16 protein-coding genes are annotated in these 18,365 nt (G+C 69.5%); 13 read left to right on the plus strand and 3 right to left on the minus strand.

Translation table 11 applies throughout. The features are described 5' to 3' along the window. Window positions 1-731: 731 nt before the first annotated feature. Window positions 732-1,640 carry an EamA family transporter RarD gene (gene rarD / locus VFV89_RS04080; protein ID WP_329704626.1) on the minus strand — a complete coding sequence of 303 codons (909 nt, stop codon included), beginning with the start codon at window positions 1,638-1,640 and terminating at the stop codon, window positions 732-734. A gap of 93 nt (window positions 1,641-1,733) precedes the next feature. On the opposite strand from rarD, the gene VFV89_RS04085 reads away from it, so the two are divergent. Together VFV89_RS04085 and VFV89_RS04090 are read left to right on the plus strand one after the other, a co-directional pair. After that, complete coding sequence (locus tag VFV89_RS04085) at window positions 1,734-2,120, plus strand: hypothetical protein (protein WP_329704627.1); 387 nt, start codon at window positions 1,734-1,736, stop codon at window positions 2,118-2,120. Between the two features lie 137 nt (window positions 2,121-2,257). Continuing rightward, window positions 2,258-2,674, plus strand: coding sequence for a hypothetical protein (locus tag VFV89_RS04090; RefSeq protein ID WP_329704628.1), 417 nt, complete (start codon window positions 2,258-2,260; stop codon window positions 2,672-2,674). A gap of 62 nt (window positions 2,675-2,736) precedes the next feature. On the opposite strand, the gene VFV89_RS04095 is transcribed toward VFV89_RS04090, so the two are convergent. Together VFV89_RS04095 and VFV89_RS04100 are read right to left on the minus strand one after the other, a co-directional pair. Further along, entirely contained in the window at window positions 2,737-3,834 is a 1,098-nt protein-coding gene (locus VFV89_RS04095; RefSeq protein WP_329704629.1) for a 2-oxoacid:ferredoxin oxidoreductase subunit beta, read from the minus strand. Continuing rightward, window positions 3,834-5,798, minus strand: a complete 1,965-nt coding sequence (locus VFV89_RS04100; RefSeq protein WP_414690345.1) for a 2-oxoacid:acceptor oxidoreductase subunit alpha — start codon at window positions 5,796-5,798, stop codon at window positions 3,834-3,836. Before VFV89_RS04100 ends, VFV89_RS04095 begins: the two co-directional genes overlap by 1 nt. A 337-nt stretch (window positions 5,799-6,135) precedes the next feature. On the opposite strand from VFV89_RS04100, the gene VFV89_RS04105 reads away from it, so the two are divergent. The 11 genes from VFV89_RS04105 (at window position 6,136) to VFV89_RS04155 (ending at window position 18,353) form a co-directional block, all read left to right on the plus strand. Then, on the plus strand, window positions 6,136-7,146 hold the full coding sequence (locus VFV89_RS04105) for a sulfate ABC transporter substrate-binding protein (protein ID WP_329704630.1): 1,011 nt from the start codon (window positions 6,136-6,138) through the stop codon (window positions 7,144-7,146). Window positions 7,147-7,152: 6 nt separating this feature from the next. Further along, a complete protein-coding gene (gene cysT / locus VFV89_RS04110; RefSeq protein WP_329704631.1) occupies window positions 7,153-8,004 on the plus strand; it encodes a sulfate ABC transporter permease subunit CysT in 852 nt (283 codons plus the stop codon). Further along, window positions 7,997-8,872, plus strand: a complete 876-nt coding sequence (locus VFV89_RS04115; protein WP_329704632.1) for a sulfate ABC transporter permease — start codon at window positions 7,997-7,999, stop codon at window positions 8,870-8,872. The genes cysT and VFV89_RS04115 overlap by 8 nt, the downstream gene beginning before the upstream one ends. Continuing rightward, a complete protein-coding gene (locus VFV89_RS04120) occupies window positions 8,869-9,843 on the plus strand; it encodes a sulfate ABC transporter ATP-binding protein (RefSeq protein ID WP_329704633.1) in 975 nt (324 codons plus the stop codon). Before VFV89_RS04115 ends, VFV89_RS04120 begins: the two co-directional genes overlap by 4 nt. 65 nt (window positions 9,844-9,908) lie before the next feature. Beyond that, window positions 9,909-11,069 (plus strand): geranylgeranyl reductase family protein, encoded by a 1,161-nt coding sequence (locus VFV89_RS04125; RefSeq protein WP_329704634.1) that lies wholly within the window; start codon window positions 9,909-9,911, stop codon window positions 11,067-11,069. Window positions 11,070-11,415: 346 nt separating this feature from the next. Beyond that, window positions 11,416-12,882 carry an ELWxxDGT repeat protein gene (locus VFV89_RS04130; RefSeq protein WP_329704635.1) on the plus strand — a complete coding sequence of 489 codons (1,467 nt, stop codon included), beginning with the start codon at window positions 11,416-11,418 and terminating at the stop codon, window positions 12,880-12,882. Window positions 12,883-13,148: 266 nt separating this feature from the next. Then, window positions 13,149-14,447: an ELWxxDGT repeat protein gene (locus VFV89_RS04135; protein WP_329704636.1), complete on the plus strand. Its 1,299-nt coding sequence runs from the start codon at window positions 13,149-13,151 to the stop codon at window positions 14,445-14,447. Further along, window positions 14,444-15,508 (plus strand): TIGR03032 family protein, encoded by a 1,065-nt coding sequence (locus tag VFV89_RS04140; protein ID WP_329704637.1) that lies wholly within the window; start codon window positions 14,444-14,446, stop codon window positions 15,506-15,508. Before VFV89_RS04135 ends, VFV89_RS04140 begins: the two co-directional genes overlap by 4 nt. A gap of 66 nt (window positions 15,509-15,574) precedes the next feature. Then, the gene (locus VFV89_RS04145; protein ID WP_329704638.1) at window positions 15,575-16,711 is read left to right on the plus strand and encodes an acyltransferase; all 1,137 of its coding nucleotides are present in this window, start codon (window positions 15,575-15,577) and stop codon (window positions 16,709-16,711) included. Window positions 16,712-16,790: 79 nt separating this feature from the next. Further along, complete coding sequence (locus VFV89_RS04150; protein ID WP_329704639.1) at window positions 16,791-17,813, plus strand: RDD family protein; 1,023 nt, start codon at window positions 16,791-16,793, stop codon at window positions 17,811-17,813. Window positions 17,814-17,912: 99 nt separating this feature from the next. After that, window positions 17,913-18,353 (plus strand): carboxymuconolactone decarboxylase family protein, encoded by a 441-nt coding sequence (locus VFV89_RS04155; protein ID WP_329704641.1) that lies wholly within the window; start codon window positions 17,913-17,915, stop codon window positions 18,351-18,353. Window positions 18,354-18,365 lie beyond the last annotated feature (12 nt).

The following is an 18,365-nucleotide window of genomic DNA, read 5'->3' on the forward strand; positions in this document are numbered from 1 at the left end:
CCTGCGCGACCGCGTGCACGCGGTGGTCTTCGCCTACGAGCACGGGCTGGTGCGGCCGGGGTCGCCCGAGCCGCGCTGACCGCGAAAACCGGCTCTTGTGACCCATCCGTGGGTGGGCGGCCGCGCGGGTAGCACGCCGCAACCCACCGCAAGCGTCAGAGTCACCGGATATCCGGCTCTTCTGACTGATCCGTGGGTGGGCGGCCGCGCGCGTAGCAGGCCCGCACCCGCCGTGTTCTGCGATCTGCACCGCATATTGGCCACCCAGGACGCCGAGATGTGGTGCCTATCAGCTGGACCCGTCTTTGCCGAGGATTCCCGGCACCAGGTGCCGACTTCCCTCCGCAAACCCGCCGATGGGGCTGGTGGATGCCCGCGCCCACTCCTGATCGCCTCTTGCCGTCAAGGATCGCCCTCGGCGCCCCTGCCATGCGCGGGCCAGGGCAGCGGTGAGCAATCAACCGCAGCCTGGCCCAGGGTGGTTGATCACCCACCGCCACCTCGGCAGGTCGGCGGGACACGACGAGACGCCGGTGGTCGGTGAACCCCTGGACGGCTCAGACCGGTTGACAGGTCACCGCTGCCCGGCGTGGGCGGCCACCCACCCACGGAAGCGTCAGGAGAGCCGGACATCCGGTGACCCTGACGGTGTCGTGAGTGCCCGCGCGCCTGCCGGCACCCACGGGCATCCCACCTGCAGGGATCCCAGGTGAACCTGGGATCCCACCGGTTCAGGCCGCCGACGCGATCGCAGTCAGCCGCAGCTGCCGCCGCCGGTGCGCATTGGCCTCGACGGTGAAGATCACCAGCGCGACCCACACGAGCATGAAGCCGACCCACCGGCCGGCCGGCATGGCCTCGTGGAAGTAGAGGACGCCGAGGGCGAACTGGATGACGGGGGCGAGGTACTGCAGCAGCCCCAGGGTCACCATCGAGACCCGGATCGCGGCCGCACCGAAGCAGATGAGCGGGACCGCGGTCACCAGGCCGGTGGTGCTGAGCAGCAGCGCGTGGCCGGTGCCCTCCGAGGTGAAGTGCGAGTCCCCGTGCATGGACAGCCAGGCGAGGTAGAGCGCCGCGAACGGCGCGATCAGTGTCGTCTCGAGGGTGAGCGACTCGACCGCCTCGACGTTGGCGGACTTCTTGGCCAGGCCGTAGCTGCCGAACGAGAAGGCCAGCACCAGCGCCACCCACGGCAGCCGGCCGTAGTCGAGCGTCAGCACCACCACCGCCAGCCCGGCGACGCTCATCGCCACCCACTGCAAGGGCCGCAGCCGCTCGCCCAGGACGAAGACCCCCATGAGCACGGTGACCAACGGGTTGATGAAGTAGCCGAGGGAGGTCTCGACGACCTTGCCGTTGTTGACGCCCCAGATGTAGGTCGCCCAGTTGAAGGTGATGGTGAACGCCGCCGCGGCCAGCAGCAGGAAGGTCCGCCGGTGCGAGAACAGCGCCCGGAACTGCGCCGTACGCCGCAGCACGAGCACCAGCAGCCCCATGGTGACCAGCGACCACAGCACCCGGTGGGCGAGGATCTCGATGGCGCCTGCAGGCTCCAGGTGCGGCCAGTAGAGCGGGAAACCACCCCACAGGACGTACGCCGTGACCCCGAGGATCAAGCCTCGGCGCTGGTCCGTCACTGCGACAGCGTATGGGTCGGGTTTCGGTTATCCACGCGCGGGATGGGTAGGGTCGAAAAAGATCCAGTCACGACCTCGTCCATTGGAGAAACAATGCGTCTTGCTCGAATCGTCGCTGCCCTCGTGGCCCTGATCCTGACCGCCTCGGCCGGTCAGGCACTCATCTCGCCCGCGGACGCGATGGGCAAGCCCAAGCACCAGATCACCGGTCTCGGCGGTGGCGAGATCCGCAACACCAACCACTTCTACATCAAGGGGAAGGTCGCGACCTACCCGAAGCACAAGATCAAGGTCCTGCGCAACGTGAGCGGCGGCCCCTACAAGGTGTTCAAGAAGGTCAAGACCAAGTCGAGCGGCAAGTTCCGCACCTCGATCGCCGAGGTGGGCCGCAAGAAGACCTGCTTCAAGATCCAGGTCCCGGCCACCGCGACGTACAAGAAGACGACCTCTCCGGTGATCGGCTGCATCACCAGCAGCTGATCCGGAGCAGACGGACCCCCGCACGTAGCACGTGCGGGGGTCTTGTCTGTAGTCAGTTCGGGCGGTGTCAAGCGGCGCTGTCACCGGGCTACTGTCTGCGCCTGACAGACCCGAGACAGTCATCGAGAGGTAACACCATGCTCCGCAGTCGCACCGTCGCCCTGTTGATGGGCATCTTCGTGGCCCTCCCCTTGTCCATCACCCTGGCCTCGCCCTCCCAGGCGATGCGACCGACCCCGGTCGCCGCCAAGGGGCTCACGCCCCTGCGGGCCACCATGGTGGAGGCCGGCAACGACCACTTCATCATCTACGGCGTGGCCGGCGTGACCAAGGTCGGCATCTTCCGCAACGCCAACGGTGGGAACTTCGTCCTCTACCGCAAGCTCACTGTGAACAAGAACAACGGCAAGTTCCGCACGCGCGTCTACCAGTACAAGCACACGCGCACGTGCTACCGCGTGCTCGCGCCGGCGACGGCGACCACCAACCAGCACATCGTCCCGGTCGGCTGCATCGTCACCGTCCACGGCAAGAAGGTCTGGCAGCCCAGCTAGCAGCGACGACGGCCCCGCACCAGCTCGGTGGTGCGGGGCCGTTGTGCGCGGTTGGCGGGGCGCTAGACCACGGTCCAGGTGTCGCCGCCGCCGATGAGTGCGGCGAGCCGCTCGGTCGGCGTGCCGTCCACGGCGTCGCGGGCGGTGGCGACCTGGGCGCGGGCCTGGTCGTCGTACGTCGGCCGCTCGACCTGGCGGAAGATCCCGATCGGTGACTGGCTGAGGTAGCCGGCGTCGGTCAGCCGCGAGATCGCGAAGGCCATCGTCGGGTCCGGGTTGTGCGCGTCGTGGACGAGGATCGCGTCCTCGCCGACGTCGGCGACCAGCGCGACCTTCACCCCGCCGGTCTCGGTGTCGCGGACCAGCCCCTTGGCTCCCTGCCCTGAAGGGTCGGGGGCCCCGAACCGGATCGGCTGGCCGTCCTCGAGCGGGATGATCGCGTCGGCCTTGGTGTCCTGGCCCTTGATCGCGTCGAAGGCGCCGTCGTTGAAGATCGGGCAGTTCTGGTAGATCTCCACGAACGAGGTGCCACGGTGTGCGGCCGCCGCCGAGAGCACGGAGGTGAGGTGCCTGCGGTCGGAGTCGATGGTCCGCGCGACGAAGGTGCCCTCGGCGCCGAGCGCCAGCGACACCGGATTGAACGGGTGGTCGACCGAGCCCATCGGGGTGGACTTGGTGATCTTGCCGGCCTCGCTGGTGGGGGAGTACTGGCCCTTGGTCAGTCCGTAGATCCGGTTGTTGAACAGCAGGATCGTCATGTTCACGTTGCGGCGCAGCGCGTGGATCAGGTGGTTGCCACCGATCGAGAGCGCGTCGCCGTCACCGGTGACCACCCACACCGAGAGGTCTTCCCGGGCCGTGGCGATGCCGGTCGCGATCGACGGCGCCCGGCCGTGGATCGAGTGCATGCCGTAGGTGTCGAGGTAGTAGGGGAACCGCGAGGAGCAGCCGATCCCGGAGACGAAGACGATGTTCTCCCGGCGCAGCCCCAGCTGTGGCAGGAACCCCTGCACCGCCTTGAGCACGGCGTAGTCGCCGCACCCGGGGCACCAGCGCACCTCCTGGTCGGAGGTGTACTCCTTGGCGTTCTGCTCGCCGTCGAAGGTCGGGACACCCTCGATGCCGGAGCGCAGACCGGGCAGGCCCAGGTCGATGCTCATCAGGAAACCTCCTGGGGAGTGGTCAGGCCGTGCACGCCGAGGTCGACCTCGATGCCCTCGGCCTCGGAGACGAGGTGGCCGATGGCCAGGGCCAGCTCCGTCGCCTTCAGCGGCAGCCCGCGCACGTGGTTGTAGCCGATCGCGTCGACGAGGTACTTGCCGCGCAGCAGCAGCGCGAGCTGACCGAGGTTCATCTCGGGCACCAGCACCTTGTCGTAGCGCTTCAGGATCTCGCCGAGGTCCTTGGGGAACGGGTTGAGGTGGCGCAGGTGCACCTGGGCGACGTGGTAGCCGGCGGCGCGGACGCGGCGTACGCCGGCGCCGATCGGGCCGTAGGTCGACCCCCAGCCGACGACCAGGACCCTGGCCCGGCCGGAGGGGTCGTCGACCTCCAGCGGCCGCAGCGAGTCGGCGATCCGGTCGATCTTGGCCTGGCGGGTGCGGACCATCAGGTCGTGGTTGGCCGGGTCGTAGGAGATGTTGCCGTGCCCGTCGCCCTTCTCGAGGCCGCCGATGCGGTGCTCGAGGCCGGGGGTGCCGGGGATCGCCCACGGCCGGGCCAGCGTCTCGTCGTCGCGCAGGTAGGGCCAGAACTCGGTCGGCTGGCCGTCCTCGTCTGCGCCGTGGTTCTTGACCGTGGCGAAGCCGGGGTCGATCGCGGGCAGGTCCTCGAGGTCGGGCACCCGCCATGGCTCGGAGCCGTTGGCGAGGTAGCCGTCGGAGAGCAGCATCACCGGGGTGCGGTAGGTCACCGCGATCCGGATCGCCTCGAGGGCGGCGTCGAAGCAGTCGCCGGGGGACTGCGGTGCCACGATCGGCACCGGCGCCTCGCCGTTGCGGCCGAACATCGCCTGCAGCAGGTCGGCCTGCTCGGTCTTGGTGGGCAGCCCCGTCGAGGGCCCGCCACGCTGCACGTCGACGACGACGAGCGGGAGCTCGGTCATCACCGCCAGGCCGATCGCCTCGGACTTCAGCGCGATGCCCGGGCCACTGGTGGAGGTGACCCCGAGCTTGCCCGAGAACGACGCGCCGATGGCCGCGCCGATGCCGGCGATCTCGTCCTCGGCCTGGAACGTCGTCACGCCGAACGCCTTGTGCTTGCTCAGCTCGTGGAGGATGTCGGAGGCAGGGGTGATCGGGTAGCTGCCCAGCACGATGTCCAGCCCGGTCTGGACGCTGCCGGCCACCAGCCCGTAGGCCAGCGCCAGGTTGCCGCTGATGTTGCGGTAGGTGCCCGGCGCCATCGGGGCCGGCTTCACCTCGTACTGGACCACGAAGGTCTCCGTGGTCTCTCCGAAGTTCCACCCGGCCTTGAACGCCGCGATGTTGGCGTCGCGGATGTCCTCGACCCGCGCGAACCGCTTCTCCAGGAAGGTGATCGTGGTCTCGGTCGGCCGTCCGTACATCCACGACAACAACCCGAGCGCGAACATGTTCTTGGCCCGAGCGGCGTCCTTGCGCGTCAGCCCGAACTGCTTGACCGCCGCCACCGTCATCCCGGTCAGGTCGACGGGGTGCACCACGAACTCGCCGAGTGACCCGGGGGCTGAGTCGTTGGCGTCACCGAGCGTCTCCAGCGGGTTGGAGGTGTAGCCGGCCTTGGTCAGGTTGCGGTCGGTGAAGTCGTGGGTGTCGACGATGATCGTCGCGCCCCTGGGCAGGTCGCCGAGGTTGGCCTTGAGCGCGGCGGGGTTCATCGCGACCAGCACGTCGGGGGCGTCGCCGGCGGTGAGGATGTCGTGGTCGGCGAAGTGCACCTGGAACGACGAGACACCGGGCAGCGTCCCCTGCGGGGCGCGGATCTCGGCGGGGAAGTTGGGCAGCGTCACCAGGTCGTTGCCGAACGCCGCCGACTCCTGGGTGAACCGGTCCCCGGTCAGCTGCATCCCGTCTCCGGAGTCGCCCGCGAACCTGATGATGACCCGATCGACCTGCTTGACCTGCTTGGGCACGGTGGTGGTCACACTTCCTCGGTGCTGCTCCGAGCCAGGCGTGGCGACGAGGCGCGCTGGCTGACCTGCTGGTTGCGTTGCATGGGGTTGCTGAGTCGTCGTGAGTCGGCCCTCGATCGTACCCGCGGTATGACACGTCTGGAACGCGTTCCAGCGATCTCCGTCAGGGGTGCCCGACGCACCTGATCCAGCCTAGTCCGAAGGGCCGGTGAGCCCCACCCGGTCTCTGCCTGTGGATGCGTGACGCGCGCCACGCCCGGGGCATTTGCCATCAAGGCACCTAAGTCGAGTAGTCTGCTCATGATAACTGAGCAAGCCGCTTTCGGGAGTGGCGAGGAAAGGGAACTCGATGAACAGGACGATCAAGGTTGCGGCGACGCTGACCGTCGCCGGGGTGCTGGCCTTGACCGGGTGCGGTGGCGACTCCGATGCCTCCGACAAGACGACGCTCACGATCGTCGGCTACTCGGTGCTCGAGCAGGCAAACAAGGGCGTCATCTCCGCCTTCGAGAAGACCGACGCGGGCAAGGACGTCACCTTCAAGGAGTCCTACGGCGCGTCCGGCGACCAGTCGCGTGCCGTGGCTGCGGGTGCCAAGGCCTCCGAGGTCCACCTCTCCCTCGAGCCCGACGTGACCCGGCTGGTCGACGCGGGGCTGGTGGCCGAGGACTGGAAGGACAACGACACCAAGGGCATCTGCACCAACTCGGTCGTGGTCTTCGTGGTCCAGAAGGGCAACCCGAAGGGCATCGAGAGCTGGGACGACCTGGTCCAGCCGGGCGTCGGCATCGTGACCCCGAACCCGGCTTCCTCCGGGTCCGCGAAGTGGAACCTGCTCGCGGCGTACGGCGCGGCCAAGGACGAGACCGGCAGCGACGAGGGTGCGCAGGAGTACATGACGAAGTTCTTCGGCAACGTCGCCGCGCTGCCCGACAGCGGCCGCGACGCCACCACGGCGTTCACCAGCGGCACCGGTGACGTGCTGCTGTCCTACGAGAACGAGGCGATCCTCGCCCGCCAGTCGGGCCAGGACTTCGACTACATCATCCCGGACACCACGCTCTCCATCGACAACGCGTGCGCGCTCGTCGATGGCGCCCCGAAGGCGGCCGAGGAGTTCCTCGCCTTCCAGAAGAGCGAAGACGGCCAGAAGCTGTACGCCGAGACCGGCTACCGCCCGCTCGTCGACGTCTCCGACCTCGAGGTCGACGGCGCCAACGACCCGAGCGATCCCTACCCGGCGCCGGGCAAGCTGCTCACCATCGACGGCGACTTCGGTGGCTGGGCCGATGCCAACTCGACGTACTTCGACGAGGACGACGGCATCCTGACCAAGATCCAGGCCGAGGCCGGGCAGTAGGACCAGATGTCTACTGCGACAGCCAGTGTCGCGGGGGGCCGGCCGGCGCGCGTGCGCCGGTCGGCCTCGCGGCACAACCTGACCAGGGGCAGTGCGCTCGGCCTGGGCGTCGCCATGCTCTGGTTCAGCGTCCTGGTGCTGATCCCGCTCGCCGCGGTCGTGTGGAACGCCGGCGAGGACGGGTTGGGACCGTTCAAGGACGCGCTGACCAACCAGCAGACGTTCAACGCCCTGAAGCTGACGGTGCTGAGCTCGCTCGGCGTCACTGCCCTGAACATCGTGGTCGGCACGATCATCGCGTGGGTGCTGGTCCGGGACCGGTTCCCCGGGAAGTCGCTCATCGACCTCGTCATCGACATCCCGTTCGCGATGCCGACGATCGTGGCCGGCCTCGTGCTGCTGTCCCTGTACGGCGCGGAGAGCCCGCTCGGCCTGGAGTGGAACAACACCCGCAAGGCGGTGTTCCTGGCGCTCGCGTTCGTCACGGTGCCGTTCGTCGTGCGCACGGTGCAGCCGGTGCTGGAGGAGATGGAGACCGACGTCGAGGACGCGGCCGCGTCGCTGGGTGCTTCACGGGCCACGACGTTCCGGCGCGTCACGCTCCCGACGCTGATCCCGGCGATCTTCGCGGGTGCGACGCTGTCGTTCGCGCGGGCCATCAGCGAGTACGGCTCGCTCGTGCTCCTCAGCGGCAACCTTCCCAACCGCACGGAGGTCGCCTCTGTCCGCGTCTACAGCGCGATCGAGGGCGGGAACCCGCAGACGGCCGCCGCGGTCGCGACGATCCTGCTGTTCATCGCGCTGCTGGCGATCGTCGTGTTCGACCTGATCCAGAGGAGGTTGGCGCGCCGTGGCTAGCACGCAGTCCACCGTCGTGGGCTCCGGCAACCCGGTCCTGAAGTGGGTGCTGCGAGTCATCGTCGTCGGCTACCTGTTCTTCCTGGTCGCCTGGCCGAGCAGCCTCATCGTCAGTCGTGCCTTCGAGGGCGGCATCGAGGGGTTCAAGGAAGCCCTCAGCGACCCGGACGTCATCCACGCGCTCCAGCTGAGCCTCACCGTCGCCGTGTGCGCCGTGGTCATCAACCTGGTGTTCGGCGTCGGCATGTCGATGCTGCTCGTGCGCTATGAGTTCCCCGGCAAGCGGGTGCTCTCGGCGTTGATCGACCTCCCGCTGGCCGTCTCGCCGATCGTTGTCGGCCTGGCGCTGGTGCTGGTCTACAACGGCCGCTACGGGTGGTTCGGCCCGACCCTGGAGTCCCACGGCCTGCAGGTCGTCTTCGCCCAGCCGGGCATGATCATGGCGACCACGTTCGTGGCGCTGCCGCTCGTGATCCGCGAGGTCGTCCCCGTGCTCGAGGACATGGGCGACGAGCAGGAGCAGGCCGCGAACAGCCTCGGCGCGACCGGCTGGCAGACGTTCTGGCGAGTGACCCTGCCCGGGATCAAGTGGGCGGTCGTCTACGGCGTCGTGCTCAGCCTCGCCCGCTCGCTCGGTGAGTTCGGCGCGGTCAAGGTCGTCGCCGGCAACGTGAGCGGCGAGACCACCACGGCACCGGTGCTGGTGCAGCAGAAGTACCAGAACTTCGAGCAGCAGACGGCGTACGCCGTCTCGTTCGTGCTCGTCGCCGCCGCCGTCCTCTGCCTCGTCGTCGTGGCGCTGCTGCGCCCCAAGGACCAGAAGAAGGGCCGGGCCACCGCCACGGCCGCCATCCAGGAGAAACCATGAGCATCGATGTCTCCGGTCTGACAAAGACCTTCGGTGACTTCGTCGCCCTCGACGACGTCACCGTCTCCCTGCCCACCGGCCAGCTGACGGCCCTGCTCGGCCCCTCCGGCGGTGGCAAGTCCACGTTGCTGCGGATCATCGCGGGCCTCGACACCCCCGATCACGGCACCGTCACCATCGAGGGCCGCGAGGCCACGAACCTGCCGGCGCGCAAACGCAACGTCGGCTTCGTGTTCCAGCACTACGCGGTCTTCAAGCACATGTCGGTGGCCAAGAACGTGGCGTTCGGCCTCGAGATCCGCAAGCGACCCAAGGCCGAGATCGCCAAGCGGGTGGACGAGCTCCTCGAGCTCGTGCACCTCTCCCAGTTCCGCGACCGGATGCCCTCCCAGCTCTCGGGCGGCCAGCGTCAGCGCATGGCGCTGGCCAGGGCGCTGGCGGTGGAGCCGACCGTGCTGCTGCTCGACGAGCCGTTCGGCGCGCTGGACGCGAAGGTCCGCAAGGAGCTGCGCGACTGGCTGCGCCGGCTGCACGACGAGGTGCACACCACGACGATCTTCGTGACCCACGACCAGGAGGAGGCCCTCGAGGTCGCCGACGAGATCGTGGTGATCAACGACGGGAGGGTGGAGCAGATCGGCTCCCCGGACGAGCTCTACGACAAGCCGGCCAACGACTTCGTCATGCGGTTCCTGGGGGAGACGACCGACCTGGGCGGCCAGACCGTGCGCCCGCACGACATCGAGGTCTCGACGTCACCGGGCGCCCTCGGCGCGGTCGCCGGCACCGTCACCCGGGTCCTGCGGGTCGGCTTCGAGGTTCGCGTCACGGTTGCGGCCGACGACGGCTCAGAGGTGCTGGTCACGATGACCCGCACTCTCGCCCGCAACCTCGGCATCGAGGAAGGCGCCAAGGTCTGGCTCACCGCCGCCAAGGGGGCCACCACCGTTCCGGTCATGGCAGCCGTCTGAGAGCCACCCACGGACCCTGACCCGCCCGTTCAGTGCGCGCGGGTCAGCGTCTAGCGTCGCCGGTCGTGGAGGAGTACGACGTCGCCGTGGTCGGTGCGGGGCCGGCGGGCTCGTCGGCGGCGCGCGCGGCCGCGGCGGCCGGGGCGCGCGTGGTGGTCCTCGACCGGGCGGCGTTCCCTCGGTACAAGACCTGCGGCGGGGGCCTGATCGGCCCCTCCCTGGCGGCGCTGCCGGGGCGGCCGCCGGTCCGCGCGTCCATCACCCGGGTGTCGCTGTCGCTGGCCGGTCGCCGGCGGCGCACCCGCACTGTCGGCGAGCCGTGCCTGCAGATGGTCACCAGGGCCGAGCTCGACGAGTGGCTGCTGCAACAGGCGGCCGACGCGGGCGCTGAGGTGCGGGTGCCGTGCCGGGTGCTGTCGGTCTCCGACGACGTCGTACGGACCAGCGACGGTCCGCTCCGCGCGCAGGTCGTGGTGGCCGCCGACGGCACCTCGAGCCGGCTGGCCCGGGACGTCGGTGTCCGGCTCGCCCACGTCGACCTCGGGCTGGAGCTCGAGCTCGACGCGGGCCCGGTCGCGGGGGAGTGGACGGACCGGGTCCACCTCGACTGGGGGCCGATCCCGGGCTCGTACGCCTGGGTCTTCCCCAAGGGCGACACGCTGACCGTCGGCGTCATCGCGGCCCGTGGTGCCGGCGAGGCCACGAGACGCTACTTGCGTGACTTCGTCCGGTGGGTCGGCCTCGAGCGGCTGCGCGTGTTGCACGACTCGGGCCACCTGACCCGGTGCCGGACGCCGGACTCGCCCCTGGGCCGCGGTCGGGTGCTGCTCGCCGGAGACGCCGCCGGGCTCCTCGAGCCCTGGACCCGCGAGGGCATCTCGTTCGCCACCCGCTCGGGCGCCCTGGCCGGCGCCGTGGCGGCGGGCGGACCGGCCGGCGCGGTCGAGCGCTACCGCGCCGCCCTCTCGGCCGACGTGCTGCCCGAGATGGCCGCCGGCGAGCGCTGCCTGCGCGCCTTCGAGCACCGTCCCTGGGCCTTCCACGAGCTGATCCGGTCGACCTCGGTGGGCTGGCAGCAGTTCGCGCGGATCACCCGCGGCGAGACCACGCTCGCCCGGGCTCTCCGTCGCCGCCCCGTCCGAGCGGGCCTGAGCCTCCTGACCCCAGGATCGGCGAAGCCCGCGTCGCCGCGGACGTGGACGACGGGATCGCACTCGCTTGTGTGAGCCTCTCCGCCCCGAGGCGACGACCTCGGAGGGGTCAGGTGCAAATGGCCCGAACTGTCGATTGTCGCGCTCCTCGGTGGTGGGTTAGAAGGGGAAGAGGCCGCTCGAGGTCACGATGACGACGGCGACCGCGTCGCGGAAGTTCGTGGTTGCCATGAGTCGTCGCCGGCGAGGTGCGCAGAAGAGGGTGGCGCGCGCCCGGGTGGCCCGGGCCAAGGTCCTGCGTCGCCAGGCCCGAGGAGTCGGCGCGACCCGAGCTGCCACGGCCGCGACAGCCGCTGCCGTGACATTTGCCGGTGTGGCGGCGTCCGCGCACGTCGCAACACCCGGCCTCAGGGCGGAGCCGGTGCAGGACCCAGCATCGAGCGCCGCCTCCTCGCTGGCGCGATGCCCCCACCCGCGCACCCGCTCGAGCAAACCCTCGGACCTGGCGGCCCTGCGGGCGACACTGTTCTTCACCGCCGACGACGGCATCCATGGCAGGGAGCTGTGGAAGTCCGATGGGACCAAGCGGGGCACCGTGCTGCTCAAGGACATCAGCTCGGGACCCTCCGGCTCCGGTCCGACCTACTTGACCACTGTCGGCAGGACGTTGTTCTTCACTGCCAGCGACACCATCCACGGCAGGGAGCTGTGGAAGTCGGACGGCACCAGGCACGGCACCGTGCTGGTCAAGGACATCAAGCCCGGTCCGCGAGGGCAGCACGACGGTCCGACCTACTTGACCGCCGTGGACGGGAAGCTGCTCTTCACCGCTGATGACCGCGCCCATGGCACGGAGCTGTGGAAGTCGGACGGCACCAAGCGCGGCACCGTTCTCGTCAAAGACGTCGGGCGGGGCCGGTCCAGCAGCTATCCCTCATCCCTGACCGCGGTGGGAGAGACGTTGTTCCTGCTCGCCGGCAGCACCCATGGCACCGAGCTGTGGAAGTCGAACGGCACGAAGGCCGGCACCGTCCTGGTCAAGACCTTGAACCCCGGGGGCATGTCCAACGACTACGACTACGACCCAGCCTCCCTGACCGCTGCGGGCACGCTGTTGTACTTCACCGACGACGACGAGACCCACGGCAGGGAGCTGTGGAAGTCGAACGGCACGAAGGCCGGCACCGTCCTGGTCAAGGACATCTACCCCGGCGGCTTCGACAGCGACGGCTATCGCTACCCCAACGAGTCCTACCCCTCGTTCCTGGCTACAGTAGGCGGGAAGCTGTACTTCGCCGCGACCGACAGCACCCGAGGCAGGGAGCTGTGGAGCTCGAACGGCACGAAGGCCGGCACCCTCCTCGTCAAGGACATCAGGCCCGGCACCGAGGGCGACTACCCGCTCTCGTCCAGTCCCAGCTACTTGACCGCGCTCGGCGACAAGCTGTTCTTCACCGCCACGGACGGCGTGCACGGGGAGGAGCTGTGGAGGTCGGGGGGCAGCGGCTCGAGCACGGTTCTGGTCAAGGACATCGCGAATGGACGCGCCGCCGGCTCTCCGTCCTCTCTGACCGCGGTGGGCGAGAGGCTGTTCTTCACCGCCCTGGACGGCGTCCACGGCAAGGAGCTGTGGAAGTCCGATGGCACCGGATCGGGCACCGGCCTCGTCAAGGACATCAGTCGCTGCGCCGGCCACTACGCCGGGCTCTCCTCGCTGACGCGGGCGAGGAGCACGCTGTTCTTCGCCGCGAGCGACAGCAGGCACGGATCGGAGCTGTGGAAGTCGAACGGCACCAAGGCCGGCACGGTCATGGTCAGGGACATCAACACCCGGCGACCTGGCGCGCGGAGTGCGGCGGCCGGGTCGAGGAAGGCAGGTGCGCCATGAGCCGTCGCCAGCGAACTGCGAAGAAGAAGGTGCTCCGCGCCCACGCAGCCCGGGCCAAGATGCTGCGTCGCCGCGCCCGCGCTGTCGGGTCGACTCGCGCCGCCACGGCCGCGACGGCCGCTGCGCTCGGATTGGCCGGCGTAGCGGCGTCCGCCGGCTACGCGACCCCGACCGCGAGGGCGGAGACGGCTGCGGACGCCGCTACTGCAGGGGCGCCGTGCCCGCCTGAACCCCGCCCTTCGGGACAGCCCGGATCGCTGACGGACGTGGGCGGGACGCTGTTCTTCACCGCCGAGGACGGCAACCACGGGCGAGAGCTCTGGAGGTCCGACGGCACCGAGGCGGGCACGGTCCTGGTCATGGACATCCAGCCGGACACCTCCAGCTACGGCCCCAACTGGCTCACCGCTGTCGGCGCAGAGCTCTTCTTCACCGCCGACGACGGTACGCACGGCCCGGAGCTGTGGAAGTCCGACGGCACCCGGGCCGGCACGGTCCTGGTCAAGGACATCAAGCCGGGCGGCGCCGCCTACGGCGTCTACGGCACTTCATTCCTGACCGCAGTGGGCGGAGAGCTGTTCTTCGTGGCCGACGACGACATCCACGGCGCCGAACTGTGGAAGTCGGACGGCACCCAGGCCGGCACCGTCCTGGTCAAGGACATCTACCCGGGCACGCGCCGCTCGGGACCCGCATCCTCCTCCCCGTACAACCTGACGGCTGTGGACGGGCACCTCTACTTCGTGGCCGACGACGGCCGCCACGGCCGGGAGCTGTGGAGGTCGGACGGGACCCAAGCGGGCACCACCATGGTCAAGGACATCAGACGAGGCAGACCCGACAGCGACCCGTCCTCCCTGGCCGCTCTGGGCACGAGGCTGTTCTTCGCCGCCCGCGACAAGCGGCACGGCGTCGAGCTCTGGAAGTCGGACGGCACGAAGGGCGGAACGTCCCTGGTCAAGGACATCGTGCCGGGCAAGCACCATGGCTCTCCGTCCGCACTGACCGCACTCGGCAGGAAGCTCTTCCTCACCGCCTTCGACGACACCCATGGCCAGGAGCTGTGGAAGACGGACGGCACGAAGCGCGGCACCGTCGTGGTCAAGGACATCAGGCCAGGCGAGTACGGCAGCAGCCCGAGCCAGCTGACCGCTGTCGACAAGAAGCTCTTCTTCAGTGCCTCGGACGGCGTCCACGGAAGGGAGCTGTGGAGGTCCAGCGGCAGGAGGTCCGGCACCGTCCTGGTCAAGGACATCTGGCCGCGCGACTACGACAGCTATCCCTACTCGTTGACCACGGCGGGCGGGAGGTTGTTCTTCACTGCCAGGGACGGCGTCCACGGCCAGGAGCTGTGGCGGTCGAACGGCAGGAGGTCGGGCACTCGCCTGGTCGAGGACATCGATCCGTGCGCCACCGGGTCCAGCCTGTTCTCGCTGACACGCGTGGGGACGACGCTGTTCTTCGCCGCCGCCGACGGCAGCCACGGTCAGGAGCTGTGGAAGTCGGACGGGAGCGCGTCGGGGACCGTGATGGTCAAGGACATCAACACGACCCAGGACCAGTGACAGATCGGACTCCGTCGGACGACGGGGGCCTGACCGAGGTCCGCTACCACTACAGCACCGGGTTCCCGCACGTGCTCGAGGACGCTGCCTGCTCGCTGCTGGTGTCGACCTACCAGGCGGGCCAGCTCGTGGCGGTCGGTGTGGCCGACGAGGAGCTGGCCTTCTCCTTCCGGGCCTTCGACCGGGTCATGGGGGTCGCGGTCGGCGCCGACCGGATCGCGGTGGCGGGCAAGGGACAGATCTGGTCGCTGGGCGACCACTCCGAGCTCGCGTCGAGGATCGACCCCGAGGGTCGCTACGACAGGTGCTGGCTGCCACGCTCCTCGGTCGTCGTCGGCGAGATCCAGTGCCACGAGATCGCCTGGGGAGCCGCGGACGGCGACGAGCCGGACCTGTGGATGGTCAACACTCTCTTCTCCTGCCTGGCGGGCCTCGCCCCGCGGTACAGCTTCGTGCCACGGTGGCGGCCGCCGTTCGTCTCGCAGCTCGCCCCGCAGGACCGCTGCCACCTCAACGGCCTGGCGATGCGGGGCGGATCGCCCGCGTTCGTCACCGCGATGGCTCCGACCGACGAGCCCGGCGGGTGGCGCACGGTCCGCAACGACAGCGGCCTCGTGCTCGACGTGGCCTCAGGTGAGGTGGTGACCGCAGGACTGGCGATGCCGCACTCGCCGCGCTGGCACGAGGGGGAGCTGTTCGTCCTCAACTCCGGCATGGGCCGGCTCGAACGCGTCGACCTGGCCACCGGGGACCGCGATGTGGTCGCGGCCGTCCCGGGCTATGCGCGCGGCCTGGCCCTCCACGGCGACCTCGCCTTCGTGGGGCTGTCGAAGATCCGCGAGACGGCCATCTTCGGCGGCGCACCGATAGCGGCGTACCACGACCAGCTCAAGTGCGGCGTCGGTGTCATCGAGCTGGGCACCGGGACCACGGTCGCGACCCTGCAGTTCGACAACGGGGTCGAGGAGATCTTCGACGTGCAGGCCCTGCCAGGGGTGCGGTGCCCGACCTTCGGCGGCTCGGCAGGGAACGGGGACGAGGTCTGGCTGCTGCCGGGCTGATCTCATCAGGCTGAACTCTCATCAGGGCCTCATCCACCCCTCATCAAGCCGGCCTAGGTTCCCGTCGTGCGCGACGGGCTCGTCCGCGACACTGCTCACCATCCTGGGCTGGATGGGGTCCGTGGCGTGGCAATCCTCCTGGTCCTGGGACAGCACGCGATGACCCGGCCACTGATCGACGGCTTCGTCGGCGTGACGGTGTTCTTCTGCCTGTCGGGCTACCTGATCACCACGCTGCTGGTCCGCGAGCTCCAGAGCGGCACGATCGACCTCCGCGCGTTCTATCGCAGGCGCGCGGCCCGCCTCGGCCCGGCCCTCGCGACGGTCGTGGTGGTGACGACTCTGGTGTTGCTGGTCCGCCGACAGGACCTCACCGTCGGTCAGACGCTCGCGCCGGCCGGTGCGGCGCTGACCTGGACGACGAGCCTCTTCGACTGGACCAACCACGTCTTCGTGACCAAGGACTACTTCAACTACACGTGGTCGCTCTCGGTCGAGGAGCAGTTCTACCTGGTGTGGCCGTTCGTCCTGCTGTGGGGCTACCGCCGCAGCCCCCGCCTGTTCGCTGCGCTCACCGTGCTGCTGATCGCGATCTCCCTCGCGCTCAACCTCTACCTCGGCCTCAGCCGGTCGGTGAAGTACGACCAGCACGAGTACTTCGGCACCGACACCAACGCGCTGCCCATCCTGGTCGGCTCGCTGCTCGCGGTCGTGCTCCACCACGGGTGGCTGCCCAGGGCGGTGCGCTGCCTCGCGCCCTGGGCCCTGCTGGCCGCCGTACTCCTGCCCGTCCTGGCACACCGGAACGACACCTACCGTCCGTCGGTGGTGATCGTCGCGGGGACGGTGCTCACGCTTGTGCTGCTCGTCGGCGTCGTCACCCGGCCACGTTCGGCGCTCGCCTCGCTGCTGGCCAGCGGCCCCATGATCTGGCTCGGCCAGCGGTCCTACTCGATCTACCTCTGGAACGTCCTGGCCAGGATCGCGATCCTCGCCGTGCTCGGGCACACGGTCGTCGGTGACATCGTCTGGGTCGTCGTGTTCGTCGTGCTCTCCGAGGCGAGCTTCCGGTACGTCGAGCGCCCGCTGCGCCGCAGTCTCTCCGGTCGACGTCGGGAGGTCCCCAACTGCGCCGGCGATCAGCAATGGCTGGACTGCCGCTGGTCCTCCAGCGCAGCGGGTTCGGCAAGCTCCAGGCGCTAGGCTGACCGGGCCGGTCACCCGGTGCGGGTGACGCCGACACTCCGCCGTCGCGGGACAGTGACGCGCGAGAGGAGCGCCGATGGCCGATGGCACCGTCCGCCCGCCCCAGAAGGGGCTCATCGGGCGGGTTGCGGGTGCGGTCACCGACCGCGCGCTGGACGTCGTGGACCCCGACATCGTCCTCGACCACGTCGATGTGAACTCGCTGCTCGACAAGGTCGACGTGCAACGGCTCCTCGAGCGGATCGACCTCGACGCCGTGCTGCAGCAGGTGGACATGAACGCCCTGCTCTCCCGGGTCGACATGAACACGCTGCTCGCGCGGGTCGACATGAACAGCCTGCTCGCCCGGGTCGACGTCAACCAGATGCTCGAGGACGTGGACCTCGAGGCGGTCGTCCGCCGTTCCGGCATCCCCGAGGTCGTCGCGGAGAGCACCAGCCACCTCGCCGGCTCGACGATCGACATCGCTCGCCGTCAGGTGGCCGGCCTCGACTTCTGGGTCAACCGGGCGGTCGACACCGTGCTCCGCCGCGAGGCGGGCTCCTTCCCGGTGGCCCCGCCGACCCTCGCGGAGGCGGCCGCGTCCGCGGAGGGCGGCGACCGACGTGAGGTCACCGGTCACTACGCGGGACCGGTCGGGCGGACCCTGGCGTTCGCGGTCGACGCGGCCATCGTGACGCTGGTCTACACCGGGGCGAGCGCCACCCTCGACTGGCTGACCCGCATCCTCTTCGACCAGACCGTGGTCGGGAGGCTGCCCGGGTGGCTGAGCGCGGTGTTCCTCGTGGTGTGGCTGTTCGTGTACTTCTTCGGCTCCCTGGCGGTTGCCGGTCGCACGGTCGGCCAGGGCCTGGTCGGGCTCCGCGTGGTCGCGCGGGACGGCACCACCCTGAGACCGTGGCCGGCGCTGGTGCGGACCGTGTCCATGCCGGTGAGCTTCGCGTTCCTGGGACTCGGGCTCGTCGGCGTCGTCGTCGGGCGCGAGCACCGGGCCCTGCACGACGTGACCGGTCGGGCCGTGGTCGTCGTCGACTTCGGCGACCGCCCGGCCGAGCTGCCCGGTCCGCTCTCGAGGTTCCTGGACCGTCAGGGCGAGTGAGCGTCCAGGAACAGGCAGGTCCGTTCCACACGTCCTGGGTACCGTCGATCAATTGGCTTTGACCTGGAGCGCGCTCCAAGTCCTAGCGTCCCTGTCGTGATGAACGAGACGATGACGCAGCAGTCACCGACCGGCGACGCCATGACGCGCGAAGCACGCTACGACCGAGGGCGCAAAGTGCTCGATGCGGTCGACGGAACGGCGGGCGCGAAGGTCGTCGACGCGCTGAAGGACATCTCACCCGAGCTCGAGCACCAGGTCGTCGCGTGGGGGTTCGGCGAGATCTATTCGAGACCGGGCCTCGAGCCGCGCGACCGGCAGCTCGTCACGCTCGGCATGCTCACGGCGCTCGGCGGCTGCGAGCCACAGCTCGAGGTCCACATCAACGCCGCGCTGAACGTCGGACTGGCACCCGAACAGATCATCGAGGCGTTGCTGCACTCGGCGGTCTACTGCGGGTTCCCGCGGGCGCTCAACGCGACGTTCACGGCGAAGAAGGTCCTCGCCGAGCGCGGGCTGAGCCTGAATCACAGCGTCTGAGCACCGGTCCAG

Source organism: Nocardioides sp., assembly GCF_036274455.1.
Classification (GTDB): domain Bacteria; phylum Actinomycetota; class Actinomycetes; order Propionibacteriales; family Nocardioidaceae; genus Nocardioides.